General features: G+C 30.5%; 20 protein-coding genes. 14 read left to right on the top strand and 6 right to left on the bottom strand.

All coding sequences use genetic code 11. The features are described 5' to 3' along the window. Nucleotides 1–14 precede the first annotated feature (14 nt). The 3 genes from ACYEKI_RS01470 to ACYEKI_RS01460 all read left to right on the top strand — a co-directional run bounded on the left by ACYEKI_RS01470 (nt 15) and on the right by ACYEKI_RS01460 (nt 2667). A complete protein-coding gene (locus tag ACYEKI_RS01470; protein WP_459209374.1) occupies nt 15–494 on the top strand; it encodes an Lrp/AsnC family transcriptional regulator in 480 nt (159 codons plus the stop codon). Between the two features lie 153 nt (nt 495–647). Next, nucleotides 648–1154: a DinB family protein gene (locus ACYEKI_RS01465; RefSeq protein WP_459209373.1), complete on the top strand. Its 507-nt coding sequence runs from the start codon at nt 648–650 to the stop codon at nt 1152–1154. A 391-nt stretch (nt 1155–1545) separates the two neighbouring features. After that, on the top strand, nt 1546–2667 hold the full coding sequence (locus tag ACYEKI_RS01460; RefSeq protein WP_459209372.1) for a sensor histidine kinase: 1122 nt from the start codon (nt 1546–1548) through the stop codon (nt 2665–2667). A gap of 1 nt (nt 2668) precedes the next feature. Here ACYEKI_RS01460 and ACYEKI_RS01455 read toward each other — a convergent pair whose 3' ends face one another. Beyond that, nucleotides 2669–3295, bottom strand: a complete 627-nt coding sequence (locus ACYEKI_RS01455; RefSeq protein WP_459209371.1) for an alpha/beta hydrolase — start codon at nt 3293–3295, stop codon at nt 2669–2671. 328 nt (nt 3296–3623) lie between these two features. Between ACYEKI_RS01455 and ACYEKI_RS01450 the strand changes: the two genes are divergently transcribed. The 6 genes from ACYEKI_RS01450 to ACYEKI_RS01425 all read left to right on the top strand — a co-directional run bounded on the left by ACYEKI_RS01450 (nt 3624) and on the right by ACYEKI_RS01425 (nt 8931). Beyond that, nucleotides 3624–4037 (top strand): hypothetical protein, encoded by a 414-nt coding sequence (locus ACYEKI_RS01450; protein WP_459209370.1) that lies wholly within the window; start codon nt 3624–3626, stop codon nt 4035–4037. 161 nt (nt 4038–4198) lie between these two features. Next, the gene (locus tag ACYEKI_RS01445) at nt 4199–4624 is read left to right on the top strand and encodes a PaaI family thioesterase (protein ID WP_459209369.1); all 426 of its coding nucleotides are present in this window, start codon (nt 4199–4201) and stop codon (nt 4622–4624) included. Further along, nucleotides 4625–5707 (top strand): isochorismate synthase, encoded by a 1083-nt coding sequence (locus ACYEKI_RS01440; protein ID WP_459209368.1) that lies wholly within the window; start codon nt 4625–4627, stop codon nt 5705–5707. It abuts the gene before it with no gap. Between the two features lie 73 nt (nt 5708–5780). Beyond that, nucleotides 5781–7511 (top strand): 2-succinyl-5-enolpyruvyl-6-hydroxy-3-cyclohexene-1-carboxylic-acid synthase, encoded by a 1731-nt coding sequence (gene menD, locus ACYEKI_RS01435; RefSeq protein WP_459209367.1) that lies wholly within the window; start codon nt 5781–5783, stop codon nt 7509–7511. A gap of 97 nt (nt 7512–7608) precedes the next feature. After that, the gene (locus ACYEKI_RS01430) at nt 7609–7947 is read left to right on the top strand and encodes a DUF2853 family protein (protein WP_459209366.1); all 339 of its coding nucleotides are present in this window, start codon (nt 7609–7611) and stop codon (nt 7945–7947) included. Between the two features lie 153 nt (nt 7948–8100). Beyond that, a complete protein-coding gene (locus tag ACYEKI_RS01425; protein ID WP_459209365.1) occupies nt 8101–8931 on the top strand; it encodes a CvfB family protein in 831 nt (276 codons plus the stop codon). A gap of 61 nt (nt 8932–8992) precedes the next feature. Here the strand turns inward: ACYEKI_RS01425 and ACYEKI_RS01420 are convergent, their stop codons facing one another. Continuing rightward, on the bottom strand, nt 8993–9430 hold the full coding sequence (locus tag ACYEKI_RS01420; protein WP_459209364.1) for a hypothetical protein: 438 nt from the start codon (nt 9428–9430) through the stop codon (nt 8993–8995). Between the two features lie 197 nt (nt 9431–9627). Then, entirely contained in the window at nt 9628–12225 is a 2598-nt protein-coding gene (gene clpB, locus ACYEKI_RS01415; RefSeq protein WP_459209363.1) for an ATP-dependent chaperone ClpB, read from the bottom strand. Between the two features lie 183 nt (nt 12226–12408). Between clpB and ACYEKI_RS01410 the strand changes: the two genes are divergently transcribed. Further along, complete coding sequence (locus ACYEKI_RS01410) at nt 12409–12819, top strand: DUF1348 family protein (protein ID WP_459209362.1); 411 nt, start codon at nt 12409–12411, stop codon at nt 12817–12819. 88 nt (nt 12820–12907) lie between these two features. After that, on the top strand, nt 12908–13300 hold the full coding sequence (gene ytxJ, locus ACYEKI_RS01405; protein WP_459209361.1) for a bacillithiol system redox-active protein YtxJ: 393 nt from the start codon (nt 12908–12910) through the stop codon (nt 13298–13300). Nucleotides 13301–13329: 29 nt separating this feature from the next. Here ytxJ and ACYEKI_RS01400 read toward each other — a convergent pair whose 3' ends face one another. Genes ACYEKI_RS01400 through ACYEKI_RS01390 form a run of 3 tightly spaced genes read right to left on the bottom strand, consistent with a single transcriptional unit; the run spans nt 13330 to nt 16022 of the window. Further along, nucleotides 13330–14106 (bottom strand): Kdo domain containing protein, encoded by a 777-nt coding sequence (locus tag ACYEKI_RS01400; protein WP_459209360.1) that lies wholly within the window; start codon nt 14104–14106, stop codon nt 13330–13332. 7 nt (nt 14107–14113) lie between these two features. Continuing rightward, nucleotides 14114–14920 carry a glycosyltransferase family 2 protein gene (locus ACYEKI_RS01395; RefSeq protein WP_459209359.1) on the bottom strand — a complete coding sequence of 269 codons (807 nt, stop codon included), beginning with the start codon at nt 14918–14920 and terminating at the stop codon, nt 14114–14116. Further along, nucleotides 14913–16022 carry a glycosyltransferase family 4 protein gene (locus ACYEKI_RS01390; RefSeq protein ID WP_459209358.1) on the bottom strand — a complete coding sequence of 370 codons (1110 nt, stop codon included), beginning with the start codon at nt 16020–16022 and terminating at the stop codon, nt 14913–14915. Before ACYEKI_RS01390 ends, ACYEKI_RS01395 begins: the two co-directional genes overlap by 8 nt. Nucleotides 16023–16137: 115 nt before the next feature. On the opposite strand from ACYEKI_RS01390, the gene ACYEKI_RS01385 reads away from it, so the two are divergent. Genes ACYEKI_RS01385 through ACYEKI_RS01375 form a run of 3 tightly spaced genes read left to right on the top strand, consistent with a single transcriptional unit; the run spans nt 16138 to nt 19125 of the window. Continuing rightward, nucleotides 16138–17124: a glycosyltransferase gene (locus tag ACYEKI_RS01385; protein ID WP_459209357.1), complete on the top strand. Its 987-nt coding sequence runs from the start codon at nt 16138–16140 to the stop codon at nt 17122–17124. Nucleotides 17125–17131: 7 nt separating this feature from the next. Next, nucleotides 17132–17692, top strand: coding sequence for an L-threonylcarbamoyladenylate synthase (locus ACYEKI_RS01380; protein ID WP_459209356.1), 561 nt, complete (start codon nt 17132–17134; stop codon nt 17690–17692). Between the two features lie 8 nt (nt 17693–17700). After that, nucleotides 17701–19125 carry a CCA tRNA nucleotidyltransferase gene (locus ACYEKI_RS01375; RefSeq protein ID WP_459209355.1) on the top strand — a complete coding sequence of 475 codons (1425 nt, stop codon included), beginning with the start codon at nt 17701–17703 and terminating at the stop codon, nt 19123–19125. The last annotated feature ends 30 nt before the right edge of the window (nt 19126–19155 follow it).

The raw sequence follows: 19155 nt of genomic DNA, 5'->3' as shown, positions 1-19155 counted from the left end.
AACGAAAGGCACCTATGGCGAAGTTTAAATTAGACGAAATCGACCACCAAATTTTAGACATGCTAATTAAAAATACACGTACTCCTTTCACTGATATTGCAAAGAAATTATTGATATCAGCTGGAACAGTTCACGTACGTGTAAAAAAAATGGAAGAAGCGGGAATAATCGAAGGATCATCATTGAATCTAGATTATAAGAAATTAGGATATTCATTTATCGCTTATGTAGGTATTTATCTACAAAATACGTCTCAAACTAAATTTGTTTTAGAACGTATTAATGAAATTCCGTATGTAACTGTTGCACACATTACTACAGGAAAATTCAATATCTTTTGTAAAGTAAGAGCAAAAGATACTAATCATGCAAAAGATATCATCTTTAGATTAGATGATATAGAAGGTGTTTATCGTACAGAAACAATGATTTCTTTAGAAGAAAGTATTAATGATAAAAAACGATTAATGCATTCTATCTTTCAAGAGTTATAATAGAATTTACTCTAGATAAAATCAAGCCCTTTAAGAATATTCTTAAAGGGTTTTTTTATGGTAAATAGTAAAGTATTTGAATAATAAATTACTGTTAATAAAATGATGACGAGAAGTAGAATTTGTATATTCTGCCCTAATTTATAAAGTACTATGTTAAATAAAGAAGAATATAATACGTATTATCAATACTATATTGATTTATCAGGAACTCCAGAATTGGTAAAGGGGTTAATAAATAATGGAGAAGAAGGTATTGCTTTTTTAGAAAGTATTACAGAAGAACAATTAGCGTCTACCTATAAAGAAGGAAAATGGACCATAGCAGAGGTGATTTTACATCTCATGGATACAGAAAGAATTTTTGGATACCGAGCATTGTGTTTTTCTAGAGGAGAGCAAAAAGAATTACCCGGTTTTGAGCAAGATGATTATGTGCAGTCTTCTAATGCAGCAGATTTTAGTAAAGAAGAGTTACTAGAAATGTACAAAGCAGTCAGGAAGCAAACAGTCTTAATGTTTAAAAGTTTTTCTCAAGAAATGCTAGTCAGAAAAGGGATAGCAAGCGGAAGTAATATGAGTGCCAGAGCAGCAGGTTATATAATGATAGGGCATCAAAAACATCATTTTGAGGTGATTAAAAAACGTTATTTACAATAAAAAAACAGTCAAAATAGTATTTGTTTTGTGTTGAAAAAGTATATATAATAACCATTTATACATAAAAACAGTACATATAAACATGGTTAAACCGTAATACTTAAAAACTTTTGTAATTTGAACTAGAAATTAAAGAACAATGTTTTGCCCCAAGAATAAAACATTGTATTTAATGTCATTACTCTTTAAATCTTAAAATCAGATTGCATTATGTTAAATTTAAAAAGTAAGACCATTGCTGTTGACATCTACTCAAAACATAAAATCAATTAGGTTTCATAAATTAATAAGTCCTATACTATTAATTTTTATACCATCACTTATTATTGACGCTTTTATAGAATATAGAATACATCCACAAAGTATTTTTTTCTATAAAGATTTGATCAATATGAGTTTGATATTGATTGTTCTCACTTTATTTCATAGAAAAGTAATTAAAGCCTCAAAGGTTTTTATGATTACAGTATATTCTATTGTTTTCAGTTTAATGATATCATTACCGTTTAGAGTAGATCAAGTAGACTTTCAATTTGAACCCTTTTTTCTTAAAGTAGAGATTATTCTTATGGTATTAATCTTTGCTATAGGAGTATTAGTTCATCCTATACATAAACTTATTATTATAATTACTAATTTAAGCTTTATAGTCGTTTGTTTTTTCTTAGTAGATGCGTCATATCCAGTAGAAAAATTTGTTTTTTATGCAATAATGGTAACGGGTACAGGAGGAATGGCTTATGTATTACATACTACATTTATAAGGTTGACAAAAGATCTAAGAACAGCCAATTATAAAATTAGTCATCAAAATAATGAATTAAGAAAACTCAATGAATCAAAGAATCAATTATTCAGAATTATTGCACATGATTTAAAAACACCATTTGCACAACTATCTATGTTGGTAGATTTGATCAATGCTACAGATAATATAGAGGAGAAGAAAGAGTTGAGAGAGATGATTAAAGAATCTGCTACAAATGGAGTAGAATTATTAGATCGTTTAATGGATTGGGCAAAAGTTCAATCAAACCCAAAAACATCAGAATTAGAAAAACATAAAGTGTCAACGGTTGTTAATGAAGTGTTTAATTTTATGAAACAGAGTAGCTTGACCAAAGAGATTGAACTAATCGCAGATATTCCAGAACATTTAGAACTTTGTATGGATGAAGAGATGATGCAAACAGTTTTACGAAACTTAGTATCTAATGCCATTAAATTTTCTAATAGAGGAACCCAGATTATAGTTAAAGCAATAACAGAATTAGAAGAGGTAAGTATAAAAGTTATAGATCAAGGAATAGGGATTGACAAAAATATACTTAGTGATCTTCTGGAATATGAAAATAAAACATCTACTATTGGTACAGAAAATGAACAAGGAACAGGATTAGGATTGAGTATTTGTAAAGCTTTGATAGAAAGTCAAAACGGTACATTAGCCATAGAAAGTAGCATAGGTAATGGAACTACAGTAACTATAGAAATGCCAGTTAGAAGTTGTTAAATTAAATATTTTTAATACTGCTAAAAGCTAATTCGTGTCCACCAGAATGGGTTTTAAATTGTATTTGTGGTAATATGGTAACTAATCGTTCTTTTTCATTTGCTATAGCTTCTTTTGTAAATAAAGGATCATTTTCTCCCAAAATATGAGTAACCTTAGTTTTTTGATCCAAAAAAGTAAAGTCAGAAGCAGTTAATTCTTTTGGAAAACCACCAGAAATAAGCACTAAATCATCACAAATAACCTGTCTACTAGAAATCCATCTACTAGCTATACTAACACCTTGAGAATATCCTAAAACTACAAAACGCACATGATTAGGTAACTGCTCTGTAGTTACAATAGCATCAATATAGTTCAATACATTTTGTGTATCAATTAAAGTATTTTCTTTGGTCAACCATGAAGCGCCAACTCTTCTATAGCGATCATCTTTATAATATTTTGAAGGCGCTTGAGGAGCAATGATATAATTTTCTTCAGGATTCAATTCTTCAAATAAACGTATAAAATAACGACTTAAATATCCTATACCGTGAAAAACAAGCCATACAGTTTTTGTCTTTTCTGTAAGATTATTTAGAGTATCATAAGTATTTTGACTAGTAAACTGGACTTGTTTAATCATTGTATAATGAGCTTAAAATGGAATCGCAATATATTTTGATTTTATGAATCTATAAAATGAAGTTATGTAGAATTTTGTTTAAAAGTAAAAAAGAGCAAAATTTAGAATAGAAATAAAAGTTGTACATAATTATTATTTTAAATAGACAAATAAAAATGATTTTAGTTGTACTTAATACTTGTATAACAACTTGTTAGATGTAGGGATTATAGAATAAAAGTAAAAAATATGTTGCTAATCAATTAATAATATGAGGTTTAACCGTAAACAAGCGTAGAGGTAATTTGCTAATTTTGTATCACTTAAAACCTAAAAACAATGTTCTCAAATGCCCAAATTACTAATCAAACGCAAGGATACTTTTATAAGTTTTTCCGAAGACTATACAATATATTTAGATGGAAAAGAATATCCAGTAAGTTTTGGTGGAGTATTAGAAATTGATTTAGATGAAGGAATTCATGAAATCTACGCAGAAGTATATTGGTTAAAAACAGAAATAACAGAATTTTATATAGGCAAAAAACAATTACTAGAGTTTAATATCAAACCAATCATCAATCAAGAGAAATTTATTTTTATAGGAGTAACATTACTATTAGCTTTATTATTAGTACAAACTCATATTCAAATTCTAATCAATTTAGGCGCTTTTATAGGGATTGTATGGTTATTACTCTATGTTTATATGTTGACTTTTGGCAGCAAACATTATTTAATTACGTCTATTGATCCTGTTTGAATATTAAAATAATGGCATGATATATACGATATAAATTAAATTGGTTATTAATTATATAAATTTTGATCGTATTCAATATATCAAAGAATTTATAGCAGAACTATCCAAATTTTTGGATAGTTTCTTTTTTTAATATACCATTGTATAAAATCAAAAATAGCATGGGATTATCAGAACAAGAAGTATTGGCACAATGTGCAAAAATGTGTAAAAACACATTAATGGAAACGTTAGAAATTGAGTTTTGTCAAGCAGGAGATGATTATCTAGTAGCAAAAATGCCTGTAAATTCTAGAGTGCATCAACCAGATGGTGTTTTACATGGTGGTGCTATGGTGGCTTTGGCAGAAAGTGTAGGAAGTGCAGCATCTTTTTTATTTCTCAATGCACAGGATTTTTATATAAGAGGTATAGAAATTTCTGCAAATCATGTTAAAAGTATTCGAGAAGGGTATGTTTATGCAAAAGCAGAAATAGTACATAAAGGAAGAACAACTCAATTATGGGATATTAAAATCAGAGACGAAGAAGAAAATTTAATATCTATAGTTAAATTAACTACTATTGCACTGCCAAAAAAGAAATAAATGGAAAGTGTAAATCTTCAAATAAAAATAGAGGAACAGTTAGCAAAGAACCTACCTTTTGTAATTTACAGAAAACCAGAAGCTACAATAATTCAGTGTAGAGTTCAAAACGACAACAAAACATATACTGTTAGAGAATTTGATGAATCAGGTTTTGTTTTTGCTCCTTTTGATGATAAAAAAGACACTTTTTATATTCCTGAAGCAATTTCAGATTATTTCGAAATACAATCCTTAAAGGCTACTTTAAAACATAAAGTAAATCAAGATGATTATCTTTTGGCTATAGATGAAAAAGCTAGAAATAACCATGTAAACTTAGTATCTAATGGTATCAATTATATAAAGAAAAGTACCGTTGATAAAATTGTACTTTCAAGAAGAGAAACTATTTCTAATCAAGAAAAGATAATACACCTTTTTCAAAAACTTGAAGAAAGATATAAAACAGCTTTTGTGTATTGTTGGTACCATCCTAATACAGGAGTTTGGTTAGGAGCTACGCCAGAAACATTGATTAAAGTCGAAGAAGAAAATTTTAAGACTATGGCATTGGCAGGAACTCAGCTTGATAAAGGAATTTCACTTGATGAAGTTTTATGGGGAGCCAAAGAAAAAATAGAACAAGAAGTTGTTACAGAAGCTATAGTTGAAGGATTAAAAGAGTTTGTAGAAAAACTTGAGATAAGTCATCCTAAAACGCATAAAGCAGGAACTTTACTTCATATCAAAACAGACATTAAAGGAAGTTTTAAAAATAAAAATAAAGAGTTTAAAGCTATTATTAATGCACTGCATCCTACACCAGCTGTTTGTGGATATCCTAAAGCAAAAGCAAAAGCCTTTATTTTGAATGAAGAAGGATACGATAGAGCTTTTTATACTGGTTTTTTGGGCGAAATCAATATAGATAAAAACACTAAAAATACTTCAGAACTATTTGTGAACTTAAGGTGTATGCAATACAATACATCTAAACTTCATATTTATGTAGGAGGTGGAATAACAAAAGATTCTGATCCATTAGCCGAATGGGAGGAAACAGTTAGAAAAACTGCAACAATGAAAAGTATTTTAGAATAATAATACCATACAAAAGGTTTTCGCCTAAGCTCGTTTTTAAAAAACACTGGGATGTTGTAAATTCGTAGCTTCAATGAGGAAACATATTTATTCAAAAATTCCATTATCGCAAACAATAGTAGCTTTATGTGAAGCCAAGGGAATCTCAAAAATTGTAATTTCACCAGGATCACGTAACGCTCCGCTTACTATAGGATTTACAGAGAACCCTAATATGGAGTGTTATAGTATAGTTGATGAAAGATGTGCAGCCTTTTTTGCTCTAGGGATGGCACAACAACTTAAAGAACCTGTAGCTTTGGTTTGTACATCAGGAAGTGCTTTACTTAACTATTACCCAGCCATAGCAGAAGCATATTATAGTGATATACCACTGGTAGCTATAAGTGCAGATAGACCTATAGAACGTATAGATATAGGAGATGGGCAAACGATAAGACAAAAGAATGTATTTGACAATCATATATTGTATTCAGCAAACTTACATTCAGAAATTGTATTGCAACAAATCACTAGTCAAGAAGAAAAAGTACTTCAAAAACAAAGAGAAGCTCAAAAACATAATGAGAGAGAGATTAATAAAGCGCTTAATACAGCAATAGAATACAAAGGTCCAGTGCATATCAATGCACCTTTTTATGAACCATTGTATGATAAAGTAGAAGAGGCTTTGGTAACTCCTAGAAATATACCGCCAGAAAAAATATTATACACATATCCAGAAGATTTAAAGAATGAGATGCATCAGCTGTGGAACAGTGCATCTCGCAAGCTTGTAATGATAGGTGTTAATTCTCCTAAAATGATTGATAATACTTGGATATCAAATTTATTAGAAGATCCAAGTGTATTAATATTTACAGAGACAACATCTAATATATATCACCCTAGGATAATTAATTGTATAGATCAATTAATAGCAGCTCTAGACGATGACGGGTTTAAAGCATTGCAACCAGATATTTTGGTGACTATTGGGGGATTTATAGTTTCAAAAAAGATAAAAGCTTTTTTAAGAACATATCAGCCCAAAGCACATTGGCATATAGATGAGAAGAAAGCATTTGATACGTATTTTTGTCTTACAGAGCATATAAAAATGCATCCCAATGATTTCTTTAAAACCTTTTTACCAGATACAAAAAAGATTATTGATAGTGATTATCAGTCGTATTGGCTAACTATTAGAGATCATAGAAGAAAAAAGCATGAAGAATATATCGATAGTGTAATATATTCTGATATGTTAGTCTTTTCTGAGCTATTAGAAAAAATACCAGAAGACTATGATTTACAATTGAGTAATAGTTCAACAATACGATATACACAGTTATTTAGCTTAAAAGATTCACAAGCTGTTTTTTGTAATAGAGGAACTAGCGGAATTGATGGTAGTACGTCAACAGCAATAGGAGCTGCTTTGGTTTCTAGAAAACCTACTGTTTTAATAACTGGAGATTTAAGTTTTTTCTATGATACAAATGCATTATGGAATGGATATATTCCTCAGAATTTTAAAATAATAATAATCAATAATAGTGGTGGTGGAATTTTTAGAATTCTACCGGGAAAAGAAAATACAACCAATTTTAGTCGCTTTTTTGAAACTACTCATGATCTTACAGCAGAGCATTTATGTAAGATGTATGGTTTTAAATATCATAAAGCAAATGATCAGCAAACATTAAAAAATGCATTGACAAGCTTTTTTAATGATGTTGACCAGCCACAAATATTAGAAGTTTTTACCCCTAGAGAAACAAATGATAGGGTTTTAATCGATTATTTTAAGCATTTAATCTAAAAAGCGTCTTTTTATTTTTTTTAAAATGAAAAAAGAAAGGGATTAAAACCTTATATTTGAGTATAACAAGGATATTAACTAAAAACATCAAATACTTATGAGTAAAAGAGACGAACTAATCACAAAATACGCAGAGGATTTAAAGAAAATTGGTGAAGCTGTAGATAATGACTTACTTACAAAAGTAACTATAGGATGTGGACCTGCTATATATAATAAAGATGCAGCTACAGTATCTGGTAGTGATCCAAAAGAATTAGAAACAGTAAAAAATAACTTCTTAATCAAAAAATTAGGATTAGAAGATAGTGATAAACTAGATCAAGCAATTGATACTGTAATTGAAAAATACGGTAAATCTAACCGTAACAAATACAGAGCAGTTGTATATTATTTATTGACTAAGCATTTTGGTAAAGAAGCTATCTATAACTAAAAGTTAGTTTTTAAAAATATAAAAAAAGGTACTTGTTAAAGCAAGTACCTTTTTTGTGTCTAAGAATTATCATAATTTTTTTAAAGAAAAAAAAGATAACGTAAATTCTAAGAAAACAGCTTAAACAGGTATCTTTGCCAAAAATTATATAGAATGCTGAAATTAGGAACATATAATACATTAAAAATTTTAAGAGATACAGAACCAGGTCTTTTTTTAGGAAATGAAGAGGGAGATGAGGTTTTGTTACCTAATAAATACGTACCAGAAGTATTTGAAATAGGAGAGGAGCTCAATGTATTTGTGTATTTAGATAGTAAAGAACGTATAGTAAGTACAACAATTGATCCATTGGCAAGAGTCAACTCTTTTGCATTTTTAAAGTGTACAAATGTTTCTGAGATAGGAGCTTTTTTAAATTGGGGATTAGAGAAAGATCTATTCGTTCCTTTTAAAGAGCAAGCTACCAAGATGAGAGTAGGAAATTGGTATCTTGTATATGTGTATCTAGATGATGATACAAACAGATTAGTCGCGTCTAGTAAAACAAATTCATTCCTAGATAATTCATTGGTATTATTGTCTTCTTATGATAAAGTTGATTTAATTTTATCTCATCCATCACCACATGGGTGGAATGCTATTGTTAACGAAAAGTATTTAGGATTAATCTACAGAGATGAAATTTTTCAGAAACTTACAGTAGGAGATAGGTTAACCGGATATGTAAAGAAAGTTAGACCAGATGGAAAAATTGATCTTACACTACAGCGACACGGTTTTCGTTCTATAGAACCTAATGCAGAGAATGTATTAAGAGAACTTGAAGCTAATGGAGGATTTATTGCATTAAATGATAAGTCTGATCCAAAAGATATTGAAGAAGTATTTCAGATGAGTAAAAAGAGTTTTAAAAAAGCTATAGGAAGTTTATATAAATCTCGAAAAATCACTATTGAAAAAGATGGTATTCAATTAGTTTAAAACAATCTATAAAAATAATATTAAGTTCCTTCTAAGCTATTTGTTTAGGGGGAATTTTTATTTATTGATAATAGGTACCGGTAAATGGATTAATAAAACCGCCTCTAGATTCTTGATATACTTGATTAGTGACTTTTCCAGAGCGACGATTACCATATAAAGCACTATTATTACCACTTGTTACGTTAACCGAAAAACCTTTAGGTTTTTTCTTTTGAGTAAACCTGACAGTATACTCCTTTAAATTTTTCTTTTTTGATTGCACCATAACTAGAGGTGTTTTGTCTCTAAAAGCTTCTTTGCGTAAATCTCCATGAAGATCTAATTCTTGCAATTGAATTTGCTGTACAGCTGTAGGTACAGTTTCACGTATATTGGATAAAGAAGGTTGGTGAGTTACTGTTTCTAATAATAAGTAATTATATTCTTGATTAAAATCTTCAAAAGTATAAGGTTCTACTTTTAGAATATTCTCAAAATCTTGAGCATAAATACTCATTGAACATATAAAGCACACTATAAAAATCAATCTGTTCATATGAATAATCTAAAATAATTGTTCTAAGGATAAATATATCAAAAATCGTGCAATGATTGATTTTTTTAAATAAATAATATCTTTTTAATGAATTAATATAAATAAAGGTCTACTTATATATTATAAGTAGACCTTTAAATAGTTGAGGGGTAAATGGCTTAAATAGCCAATTCGTTTTGATTTCTAAAAACTAATTTATCGTCAAAATTGTCCAAAAGAATAATACTATCAGTACTAACTTTTCCTGCAAGTATTTGTTTAGACAGTTCATTTAATACTTCTTTTTGAATAACACGTTTTACGGGTCTTGCACCAAATTCTGGTTGAAATCCTTTGTGAGCTAGATAACGAATGGCTTCGTCTGTAGCGTCTAGTGTTATATTTTGTTGTGCTAGCATTTTTGAAACGCTTTGTAATTGTAATGATACAATCTTTTTGATATGAAGCTCTGATAGAGGAGTAAATAAAACAATATCATCTATACGGTTAATAAACTCAGGACGAACGGTTTGTTTTAATAACCCTAAAACATCAACTTTTGCACTTTCAATAGCGGAATCAATATCTTTTATAGCTTCAAAGCGTTCTTGAATGATATGACTTCCCATATTACTGGTCATAATGATGATTGTGTTTTTAAAATCTGCTATACGACCTTTATTGTCTGTCAATCTACCTTCGTCTAATACTTGCAATAAAATATTAAAAGTGTCTGGATGTGCTTTTTCAATTTCGTCAAGTAAGACAACAGAATAAGGTTTTCTTCTTACAGCTTCAGTAAGTTGACCACCCTCATCATATCCTACATATCCTGGAGGTGCACCAACTAATCGACTTACAGAATGACGTTCTTGATATTCACTCATATCAATACGAGTCATAGCATTTTCATCATCAAATAAATATTCGGCTAAGGCCTTTGCTAATTCGGTTTTACCAACACCTGTAGTACCTAAGAATAAGAAAGAACCTATAGGTTTTTTTTGATCTTGTAGACCAGCTCTACTGCGACGCACAGCATCACTTACGGCTTGTATAGCTTCTTCTTGGCCTACAACACGTTTATGCAATTCAGTTTCAAGCGCCAAAAGCTTTTCTCGTTCGCTTTGTAGCATTTTTGTCACAGGAATACCTGTCCATTTTGCAATTACTTCGGCTATATCATCACTAGTAACTTCTTCTTTAATAAGCGCATTTTCTTGTTGTTCTTGTAGTTGTACTTGAAATTGTTCTAAATGCTCTTGAGCCTCTTTTATTTTTCCATATCTTAATTCGGCAACTTTTCCATAATCTCCATCACGCTCGGCACGATCAGCTTCAGCTTTAAAGTTTTCTATATCTAATTTTAAATTTTGAATGCGATCAACGATTTCTTTTTCGCTTTTCCACTTAGCATTGATTTCGTTACGATCTTCTTTTAAATTAGCTACTTCTGCATGTAGAAATTTAAGCTTTTCCTCATCATTTTCTCTCTTTATAGCTTCAATTTCGATCTCTAATTGCATGATTTTTCGATCCAAAACATCCAACTCTTCTGGTTTTGAATTAATTTCCATACGTAATTTAGCAGCAGCTTCGTCCATTAAATCAATAGCTTTGTCGGGTAAAAATCGACTTGTGATATAGCGTTGAGATAATTCTACCGAAGCAATTATAGCTTCGTCTTTAATGCGTACCTTATGGTGCGTTTCATATTTTTCTTTGATTCCTCTTAAAATAGAAATAGCACTTTCTACATCAGGTTCATTGACCATTACTTTCTGGAATCTACGCTCCAGCGCTTTATCTTTTTCAAAATATTTTTGATATTCATCAAGAGTAGTGGCACCAATAGCTCTTAGTTCACCTCTAGCCAAAGCAGGTTTAAGTATGTTTGCAGCATCCATTGCACCTTCGCCACCACCAGCGCCAACTAGCGTATGGATTTCGTCTATGAATAACACAATATCCCCTTCGCTAGTCGTTACTTCTTTTATAACAGATTTAAGACGTTCTTCAAATTCACCTTTATATTTTGCACCAGCGATTAAAGCTCCCATATCAAGAGCGAATATTTGCTTGTCTTTTAGATTTTCTGGAACATCGCCAGCTATAATTCTATGTGCCAATCCTTCTGCAATAGCAGTTTTACCTGTACCAGGTTCCCCAACTAAGATGGGATTGTTTTTAGTACGACGAGATAATATTTGTAATATACGTCTGATTTCTTCATCTCTACCTATTACAGGGTCGAGTTTAGCATCTGCAGCAAGTTGATTTAAGTTTTTTGCATATTTATTTAAGGAATTATAAGTGTCTTCTGCGCTTTGAGAGGTTATACGTTCTCCTTTGCGCAATTCTGTTATAGCAGCAGTTAACCCTTTTTCGGTAACACCTTGATCTTTTAAAATTCTAGCGATTTTACTTTTAGATTTAAAAATAGCTAGAAGCAAATGTTCGATAGAAACATATTCATCGTTCATTTTCTTAGCGAGAATAGTAGCTTCATTCAAGGTTTTGTTAGCATCTTGAGAAAGCATTAAATTTCCGCCACTAACTTTAGGAAAACTTTCTAAGGTACTATCGAGTATTTGTTCTAGTAACTTAATGTTAAGTCCTAGTTTCTGTAATAAAAACGGAGTTACATTTTGATCAACTTCAGAAATGGCCTTAAAAATATGTTCATTTTCTATTTGTTGATGCCCTAATGATTGTGCGATTACTTGTGCACGTTGTAGGGTCTCTTGGGATTTTATAGTGAAATTATTAAAGTTCATATTGTTTTGAATTTGATTAGTTATAGTCAAGTTTCATTCCATGTACATAAACAAGTCAAAATGACTGTTTTTCATGGAAAACGAATGACTTTTTGACATTTATAAGCTTAACAATACTTTAACGAAAGTTTTCTGTAAGAATCACGACTTCATTTTGAGTTGTATTAATAACAATGAAATCGTATGGAACAAAAACCACCTTTTCCGCCTTTTACAAAAGAATCTGCAATACAAAAAATTCAAGCTGCAGAAGATGCTTGGAATAGTAAGAATCCTGAGAAAGTATCAAAAGCGTACACAATAGATACAGAATGGCGTAATCGAACGGAGTTTATTAATGGAAGAGAGGAAGTGGTAGCTTTTTTAGACCGTAAATGGAAAAAAGAATTAGAATATAAATTAAAGAAAGAATATTGGTCACATCAGGATAATCGTATAGCTGTACGTTTTGAATATGAATGGAGAGATGATTCTGGGCAATGGTATAGAGCTTATGGTAATGAGAATTGGGAGTTTAATGCTCAAGGATTAATGCAAAAGCGTTATGCTAGTATAAATGATATGCTTATAAAAGAGGTAGATAGAAAACTTTGATTAGTAATTAAATATAAAAAAGAATATTTTAGTGTTTTATAACATTTTAAAATGTTTATAGTTTAAGATATATAGAAAGAAATATACAATGGGAATATTTGATAAAATATTTGGGTCTGAGAAAGAGGCTAAAGAAGAAAAGCAAGCGTTGCCATGGCAAGCATTAAATTCTGTAAAGCAATTAGATGATATCGCTAAAGCTTCAAAGAGTAAAACACAGGCGATTTTTAAACATTCTACACGTTGCGGGATTAGCAGAATGGTGATACGTCAGTTTGAAAGTAATTTTGACGTTACAGCAGAAGATGTTGATTTGTATTATTTAGATCTGTTAAATCACAGAGATATTTCTAATGAAATCTCGGCAAAGTTTCAAGTGTTCCATGAATCTCCTCAATTTATAGTAATTAAAAATGGAGTTACAGTGCATCATGCATCGCACGGAGGAATAGATCCTAGAGTTTTAAATAACTTTAAATAAAAAATAACTAGGAATTGTATAGGCAATTCCTAGTCTCTATATTTCTTTTTCCAAAAGAATATCTTACGTTTTAAAGCTCTTTTTTTGTGGAATTTTTCTTGAAAAGCAGCTGTATTAGCCCACATTTTATTAAAAATAAGAGATTCACCTTCTTGAGTTAACTTAGCATATTCGTTAGCCATAATAGCAACCATCTCTTTTTTGGGAGTTAGCCTAGAAAAATTTTGAATACGAGTTTCTAAATCTAAAGAACCAAATTTCATTCGGTTTAAATCTACCAAATAGAAATCATAATCAGTTCCATTTTTAACAATCAAGGTATTGCCTGGAGAATGATCTAGAAATAAAATTCCTTTCTCATGTAGATCATAAGTAAAACGAGTAAAAGCTCTTAATATCTTTTCGTGTTCTGGATAATCTGGTTCTGTAACTAATTCTCTATATGTTAAATCACATGTTATCAATTCACTTACATAATAACTGTTTTTAAAAAATAGAGGAGTAGTGTTATTTTGATAAGCTATAGGAAATGGAGTTTTAATTCCAGATGCTATTAATTTATTTGCATATAAATAAGAACGTTCGGCTTTTGATTTTCTAAAAAAACGATAAGCGATCTGATTTATAAGATTAGGAACTTTAAAAGATTTTATCGTATACTCTTTGTCTTCAATTGCAACAATTTTAATGACATTGCGATCTCCTTGTCCTAAAACTTGAGTATGTGTATCAAAATTTTTGATAGCATTAGATACCTCAATTTTAAGTTCTTGTTTTGATGGGTGTATGATAAAATTTGTTTGCATAGTAAAATCAAGAGATAGAAGAAGGATTTAAATATTTGTCAATACCATTTTCACAACGTTTGATATTGTTTTTAATAGTATGTTGCTCAATAGCATCATTTTCTGGCAATTGGTCTTTTGATTTTTCCTGGTGCCAGATATGATATACAATTCCGCGATAACGTAATCTACGTCCTAGAATACCAATATTAATTAGGCGGAGAATAAACTCACTATCTTCGCGTCCCCATCCTTCCATATCTTCATTGTATCCATTTATGGTTATAGCATCTTTTCTCCAATAAGAAACATTACAACCACGTAATTTTCTTGAGAACGTATTATTTTTTTTATAAAAAGAACTCAAAAAAGGAGCATGAATAGCTCTTGTACGTTTTTTAATACCTTTTGAAAAAGGAGAAAATTTGATTTGTTGAGAAGTGAATAATTGTGATAAAAATGGTTTTTGAATATTTACTCTAGAACCATATAGATATACATTAGGCTCTGCTAATGCAGCATGATCTGCTATAAAGCTAGGGTGCATAATACAATCACCATCAATTTGAACGATATAATCACTACTCATTTCGGCAATAGCTTTGTTGAGTATTAGTGATTTTCTAAAACCCTTATCCTCATGCCATACATGCTTTATAGGAATCTTAAATTGATCACGAAAAGAATCAATAAGAACTTTAGTTTCGTTTTTTGATCCGTCATCGGCAATAACAATTTCATTAGGCATTTTTGTTTGTTGTAATGCACTTTTTAAGATCAAAGCTAAAGCTTCTGGCCAGTTATACGTACTTATGAGAAGGGCTATACTAGGCATTTTTTGTAACTTCTTGATAAATTTCTAATGTTGATTGTGCTAACTGCTTTGTAGTAAACTTAGACAGTACTAAGTTATAAGACTTTTCTTTAAAAGTTTCTATTTTGGATGTATCACTTAGTAGCGATTCAATATGCTTTGCAAGTGTTACGTAATCTCCAGTATCTGCTAGTAAACCATTAACATCGTGAGTGATTGCCTCTGGAATTCCTCCAGCTTTTGTAGAGATTACAGGTATTTTTTTATAGAAAGCTTCATAAATAGTAATAGGTAATCCCTCTCTACTAGACGACATAAAATATACATCTAATTGAGATAATAAATCCATAGCATTTGTAGTAAAACCTGTAAACGAGATATATTTTTCGAGATTATACTCTTTTACAAGAGGCATAAAGGTTTCTGTGTATTTTGAAGGTTTACCAATTTGAACAAAATGCACATTTTTAAAGTTTAAAGTATTTACCAGATGATCTATAGTTTTCACGAAAGTAACTAAATCTTTAGCACGAGCATGATTAGCTATATTACCTATAATAGGAGTGTCATGAGGAATGTTATATTGTTCTCTAAGGTTAAGATCAGCTTTTTGAGTTGCACGCTCTATCTTAATACCATCATAAACGACTTCCATTTTATGATGGTTTTCTGGTTTTAAAGTTCCTTTGAAAGCTTCTTTAACAGCACTAGAAACACAAATTACTTTTTTAATGTTTTTATAGTTATACTTAAAAGCACTTAAACCACTTTTTGTACCACTAATTCCTTTTTTAGAAAAAACAGTAGGTACTTTAAGATTCAGTAACATATCAGCCACAACATAGGTGGTAACTGAATTACTAGTGTGTAAATGAATGACATCAATTTGATCTTCAACAACAATTTTCTTTAAAAACTTTAATAAAGGAAAAGCAAAAGATTTTTGTTTTTTTATGGTACGAGCAATGATATTATTTTCTTTAGCATATAGATCCATAGGAGATCCTTTAAAGCATAAAATAATATTTGTTACGTTCAGTTTTTGAAGTCCAAATATCGCATCTACAAGTTGTTGTTCGTTTCCTCCCCAACTGTAGGCACCTGAAACATGAAGTACTTTCATTAAAATAGTAATTGTTTATAGGCAAATATATACTAATTTTGTTTATTAAAAACTGTTAAAAAAATAGTAATATATTTAGGGAAAATTATAATTAAAATATAGACTAACTAACACAATGAACATTTTAATAGCTGACAGTTATGCAAAAATTCCGATTAAAAAATATGGAGGTACAGAACGTGTAATATGGGGTTTAGGTAAGAAACTAGTTGAATTAGGACACACGGTAACCTATTTAGTAGCAGAAGGATCAAAATGTGACTTTGCTAGAGTTTTAGTTTTTGATGAGAATAGAGATATCAATGAACAGATTCCAGATGATATTGATGTAGTACATCTTAACCATCAAGTCAAATACCAAGTCTCAAAACCATATTTAATAACAATGCATGGCAATCCACGTCCAGATGAAATATTGGATATGAATATGGTTTTTTTGACAAAAAACCAAGCAAAACGTTATAGTTCTGATGTTTATGTGTATAATGGGTTAGATTGGGATGATTATGATACCCCTTCGTTTGATGTAGAACGGAAGTATACTCATTTTTTAGGTAAAGCTGGATGGAAAGTAAAGAATGCTTTTGGAGCAATAAAAATTGCAGTTAAAGCAAAAGAAGAGGTACGTATATTGGGAGGTGATAAATGGAATTTTAGAAATGTTAAGAGAGGATTGAAGTATTTACTGAATTCAAAAGTTGTGTTTGAAGGAATGGTTGATAATAAGCGAAAAATGGAAGTAATGAATGCTTCAAAAGCTTTGATTTTTCCTGTGAATTGGCATGAACCTTTCGGTCTAGCCATTATAGAAAGTTTGTATGCTGGATGTGCTGTTTTTGGATCAAAAAATGGTTCGCTTGAAGAATTGATAATACCTTCGATAGGTGCCTCAGCAAATACAGCAGAAGAATTAACTGCAGCTTTAGTTAATTTTGAATATAATCCAGAGTTTTGCCATGAATATGCCAAAAAGAATTTTTGTGCAGAGGTTATGGCAAAAGCATACGAAAAATTATATACTACTTTAATAGAAGGTAAATGTTTGAATGCAGAAATGCCTAAATATGTGGAAGAACATAATAAGGTAGTTGTCTTAAATTAATGAAGGAATGCAGAAAGAAATTACAAAAACAATAGAAGTATTAAATAATGGAGGCATAATATTATATCCTACAGATACCGTATGGGGAATAGGATGTGATGCTACTAATCCTGAAGCTGTACAGAAGATATATGAATTAAAGAAGAGAGCAGAAGAAAAAGCAATGCTTTGCTTAGTGAATAGTGATCGTATGCTAGAGCAATATGTAGAAAAAGTTCCAGAAGTGGCTTATGATGTTCTTGATTGTGCAGATAACCCTACGACAATTATTTATGATAAACCTGTTAAGGTAGCAGAAAATCTTATTGGTAAAGACAATACTTTAGGGATTAGAGTGGTATGGGAAGGCTTTTGTAATCAGCTAATTTTTAGATTTAGAAAACCTTTGGTATCAACATCTGCAAATATAAGTGGAGCACCATCACCAAAGAGTTTTAAAGAAATCAGTAAGGAGATTTTGGAAGGCGTAGACTATGTTGTAAATTTGCCTCAAGAAAATAAAAGTACTAAACCATCTACTATCATAAAAATAGGAATGGATAGTACAGTGAAAATTATCAGGAAGTAAAGCGATACATGTCGGAACTAAAGAACTACAAAGAAGCATTAACATTACCTATTTTTGATACTATATCCCAAGCGGCTAATCAATTAGGAGTTGAGAGTTATGTAATAGGAGGTTTTGTAAGAGATTATTTATTACAAAGAGGAAAGGTAAAAGATATTGATATAGTAGCTGTAGGTAGTGGTATAGCATTAGCTAATCAAGTTTCAAAATTATTACCTAATACCCCAAAAGTTCAAGTTTTTAAAACTTATGGAACTGCAATGTTGCGTGCAACAGATATTGAAATAGAATTTGTAGGAGCACGTAAAGAGTCTTATAAAAAAGATAGTCGTAATCCTATTGTAGAAAACGGAACACTTCAAGACGATCAAAATAGAAGGGATTTTACAATTAATGCTTTAGCATTAAATTTATCTCCAGAAAAATACGGGACTATTTTAGATCCTTTTGGTGGTCTAGAAGATTTAAAAAAAGGAATCATAAGAACTCCTTTAGATCCTGATATTACCTATTCTGATGATCCTTTGCGTATGATGAGGGCAATTAGATTTGCTACGCAATTGAATTTTGAAATAGAAAAAGCTTCTCTTGAGGCTATAGCACGAAATAAAGATAGAATCAAAATCATTACTAAGGAGCGCATAGTTGATGAGCTGAATAAAATATTATTAAGTGATAAACCTTCTATAGGATTTCTATTATTAGAAAAAACAGGATTGTTACCTCATATCTTGCCAGAGCTTATGGCATTAAAAGGTATCGATGAGGTAGAAGGGCAAACACATAAAGATAATTTTTATCATACATTAGAAGTGGTGGATAATATTAGTGAAAATACTGATGATGTATGGTTGAGATGGGCTGCTTTATTACATGATATAGGTAAAGCACCAACAAAGCGTTTTCATAAAAGAAATGGTTGGACTTTTCATGGTCACGAATTTGTGGGAGCAAAAATGGTCTTTAAACTATTTAAACGCTTAAAAATGCCATTAAATGACAAAATGAAATTTGTACAAAAAATGGTATTGATGAGTTCTAGACCAATAGTAATTGCTTCAGATGTGACAGATTCTGCTGTAAGAAGATTAATCTTTGATGCAGGAGAATATATAGAACAATTAATGACATTGTGTGAGGCAGATATTACTACAAAAAATCCAAAACGCTTTAAAAAATACCACAACAATTTTAAGATTGTTAGACAAAAGATGGTAGAGGTAGAAGAGCGTGACCGTGTTCGTAATTTTCAACCACCAGTTACTGGAGAGGAGATTATGAAAACATTTAACATAAAACCTTCACGAGAAATAGGGATCATCAAAGAAGCTATCAAAGAAGCTATATTAGAAGGTGAAATTCCTAATGAATATCAAGCAGCTTATGATTTTATGTTAGAAAAAGGAAAAGCATTAGGGTTGAGTATTTCATAACCTGATGCTTATTGATGAAAAAAAGAAAAA

This window comes from Aquimarina rhabdastrellae (assembly GCA_947387485.1).
Classification (GTDB): Bacteria; Bacteroidota; Bacteroidia; order Flavobacteriales; family Flavobacteriaceae; genus Aquimarina.
Note: the sequence above shows the minus strand (reverse complement) of the source record. Positions and strands in the feature narration are given on the sequence as shown.

Bases quoted from the DNA above. Each gene is read 5' to 3' on its own strand.
- ACYEKI_RS01460 (WP_459209372.1), top strand. From the start codon at position 1,546: ATGAGTTTGATATTGATTGTTCTCACTTTATTTCATAGAAAAGTAATT.
- clpB (WP_459209363.1), bottom strand. From the start codon at position 12,225: ATGAACTTTAATAATTTCACTATAAAATCCCAAGAGACCCTACAACGT.
- ACYEKI_RS01440 (WP_459209368.1), top strand. From the start codon at position 4,625: ATGGAAAGTGTAAATCTTCAAATAAAAATAGAGGAACAGTTAGCAAAG.
- ACYEKI_RS01385 (WP_459209357.1), top strand. From the start codon at position 16,138: ATGAACATTTTAATAGCTGACAGTTATGCAAAAATTCCGATTAAAAAA.
- ACYEKI_RS01450 (WP_459209370.1), top strand. From the start codon at position 3,624: ATGCCCAAATTACTAATCAAACGCAAGGATACTTTTATAAGTTTTTCC.
- ACYEKI_RS01445 (WP_459209369.1), top strand. From the start codon at position 4,199: ATGGGATTATCAGAACAAGAAGTATTGGCACAATGTGCAAAAATGTGT.
- ytxJ (WP_459209361.1), top strand. From the start codon at position 12,908: ATGGGAATATTTGATAAAATATTTGGGTCTGAGAAAGAGGCTAAAGAA.
- ACYEKI_RS01400 (WP_459209360.1), bottom strand. From the start codon at position 14,106: ATGCAAACAAATTTTATCATACACCCATCAAAACAAGAACTTAAAATT.
- ACYEKI_RS01465 (WP_459209373.1), top strand. From the start codon at position 648: ATGTTAAATAAAGAAGAATATAATACGTATTATCAATACTATATTGAT.
- ACYEKI_RS01380 (WP_459209356.1), top strand. From the start codon at position 17,132: ATGCAGAAAGAAATTACAAAAACAATAGAAGTATTAAATAATGGAGGC.
- menD (WP_459209367.1), top strand. From the start codon at position 5,781: ATGAGGAAACATATTTATTCAAAAATTCCATTATCGCAAACAATAGTA.
- ACYEKI_RS01390 (WP_459209358.1), bottom strand. From the start codon at position 16,022: ATGAAAGTACTTCATGTTTCAGGTGCCTACAGTTGGGGAGGAAACGAA.
- ACYEKI_RS01455 (WP_459209371.1), bottom strand. From the start codon at position 3,295: ATGATTAAACAAGTCCAGTTTACTAGTCAAAATACTTATGATACTCTA.
- ACYEKI_RS01470 (WP_459209374.1), top strand. From the start codon at position 15: ATGGCGAAGTTTAAATTAGACGAAATCGACCACCAAATTTTAGACATG.
- ACYEKI_RS01420 (WP_459209364.1), bottom strand. From the start codon at position 9,430: ATGAGTATTTATGCTCAAGATTTTGAGAATATTCTAAAAGTAGAACCT.
- ACYEKI_RS01395 (WP_459209359.1), bottom strand. From the start codon at position 14,920: ATGCCTAGTATAGCCCTTCTCATAAGTACGTATAACTGGCCAGAAGCT.
- ACYEKI_RS01410 (WP_459209362.1), top strand. From the start codon at position 12,409: ATGGAACAAAAACCACCTTTTCCGCCTTTTACAAAAGAATCTGCAATA.
- ACYEKI_RS01425 (WP_459209365.1), top strand. From the start codon at position 8,101: ATGCTGAAATTAGGAACATATAATACATTAAAAATTTTAAGAGATACA.
- ACYEKI_RS01430 (WP_459209366.1), top strand. From the start codon at position 7,609: ATGAGTAAAAGAGACGAACTAATCACAAAATACGCAGAGGATTTAAAG.
- ACYEKI_RS01375 (WP_459209355.1), top strand. From the start codon at position 17,701: ATGTCGGAACTAAAGAACTACAAAGAAGCATTAACATTACCTATTTTT.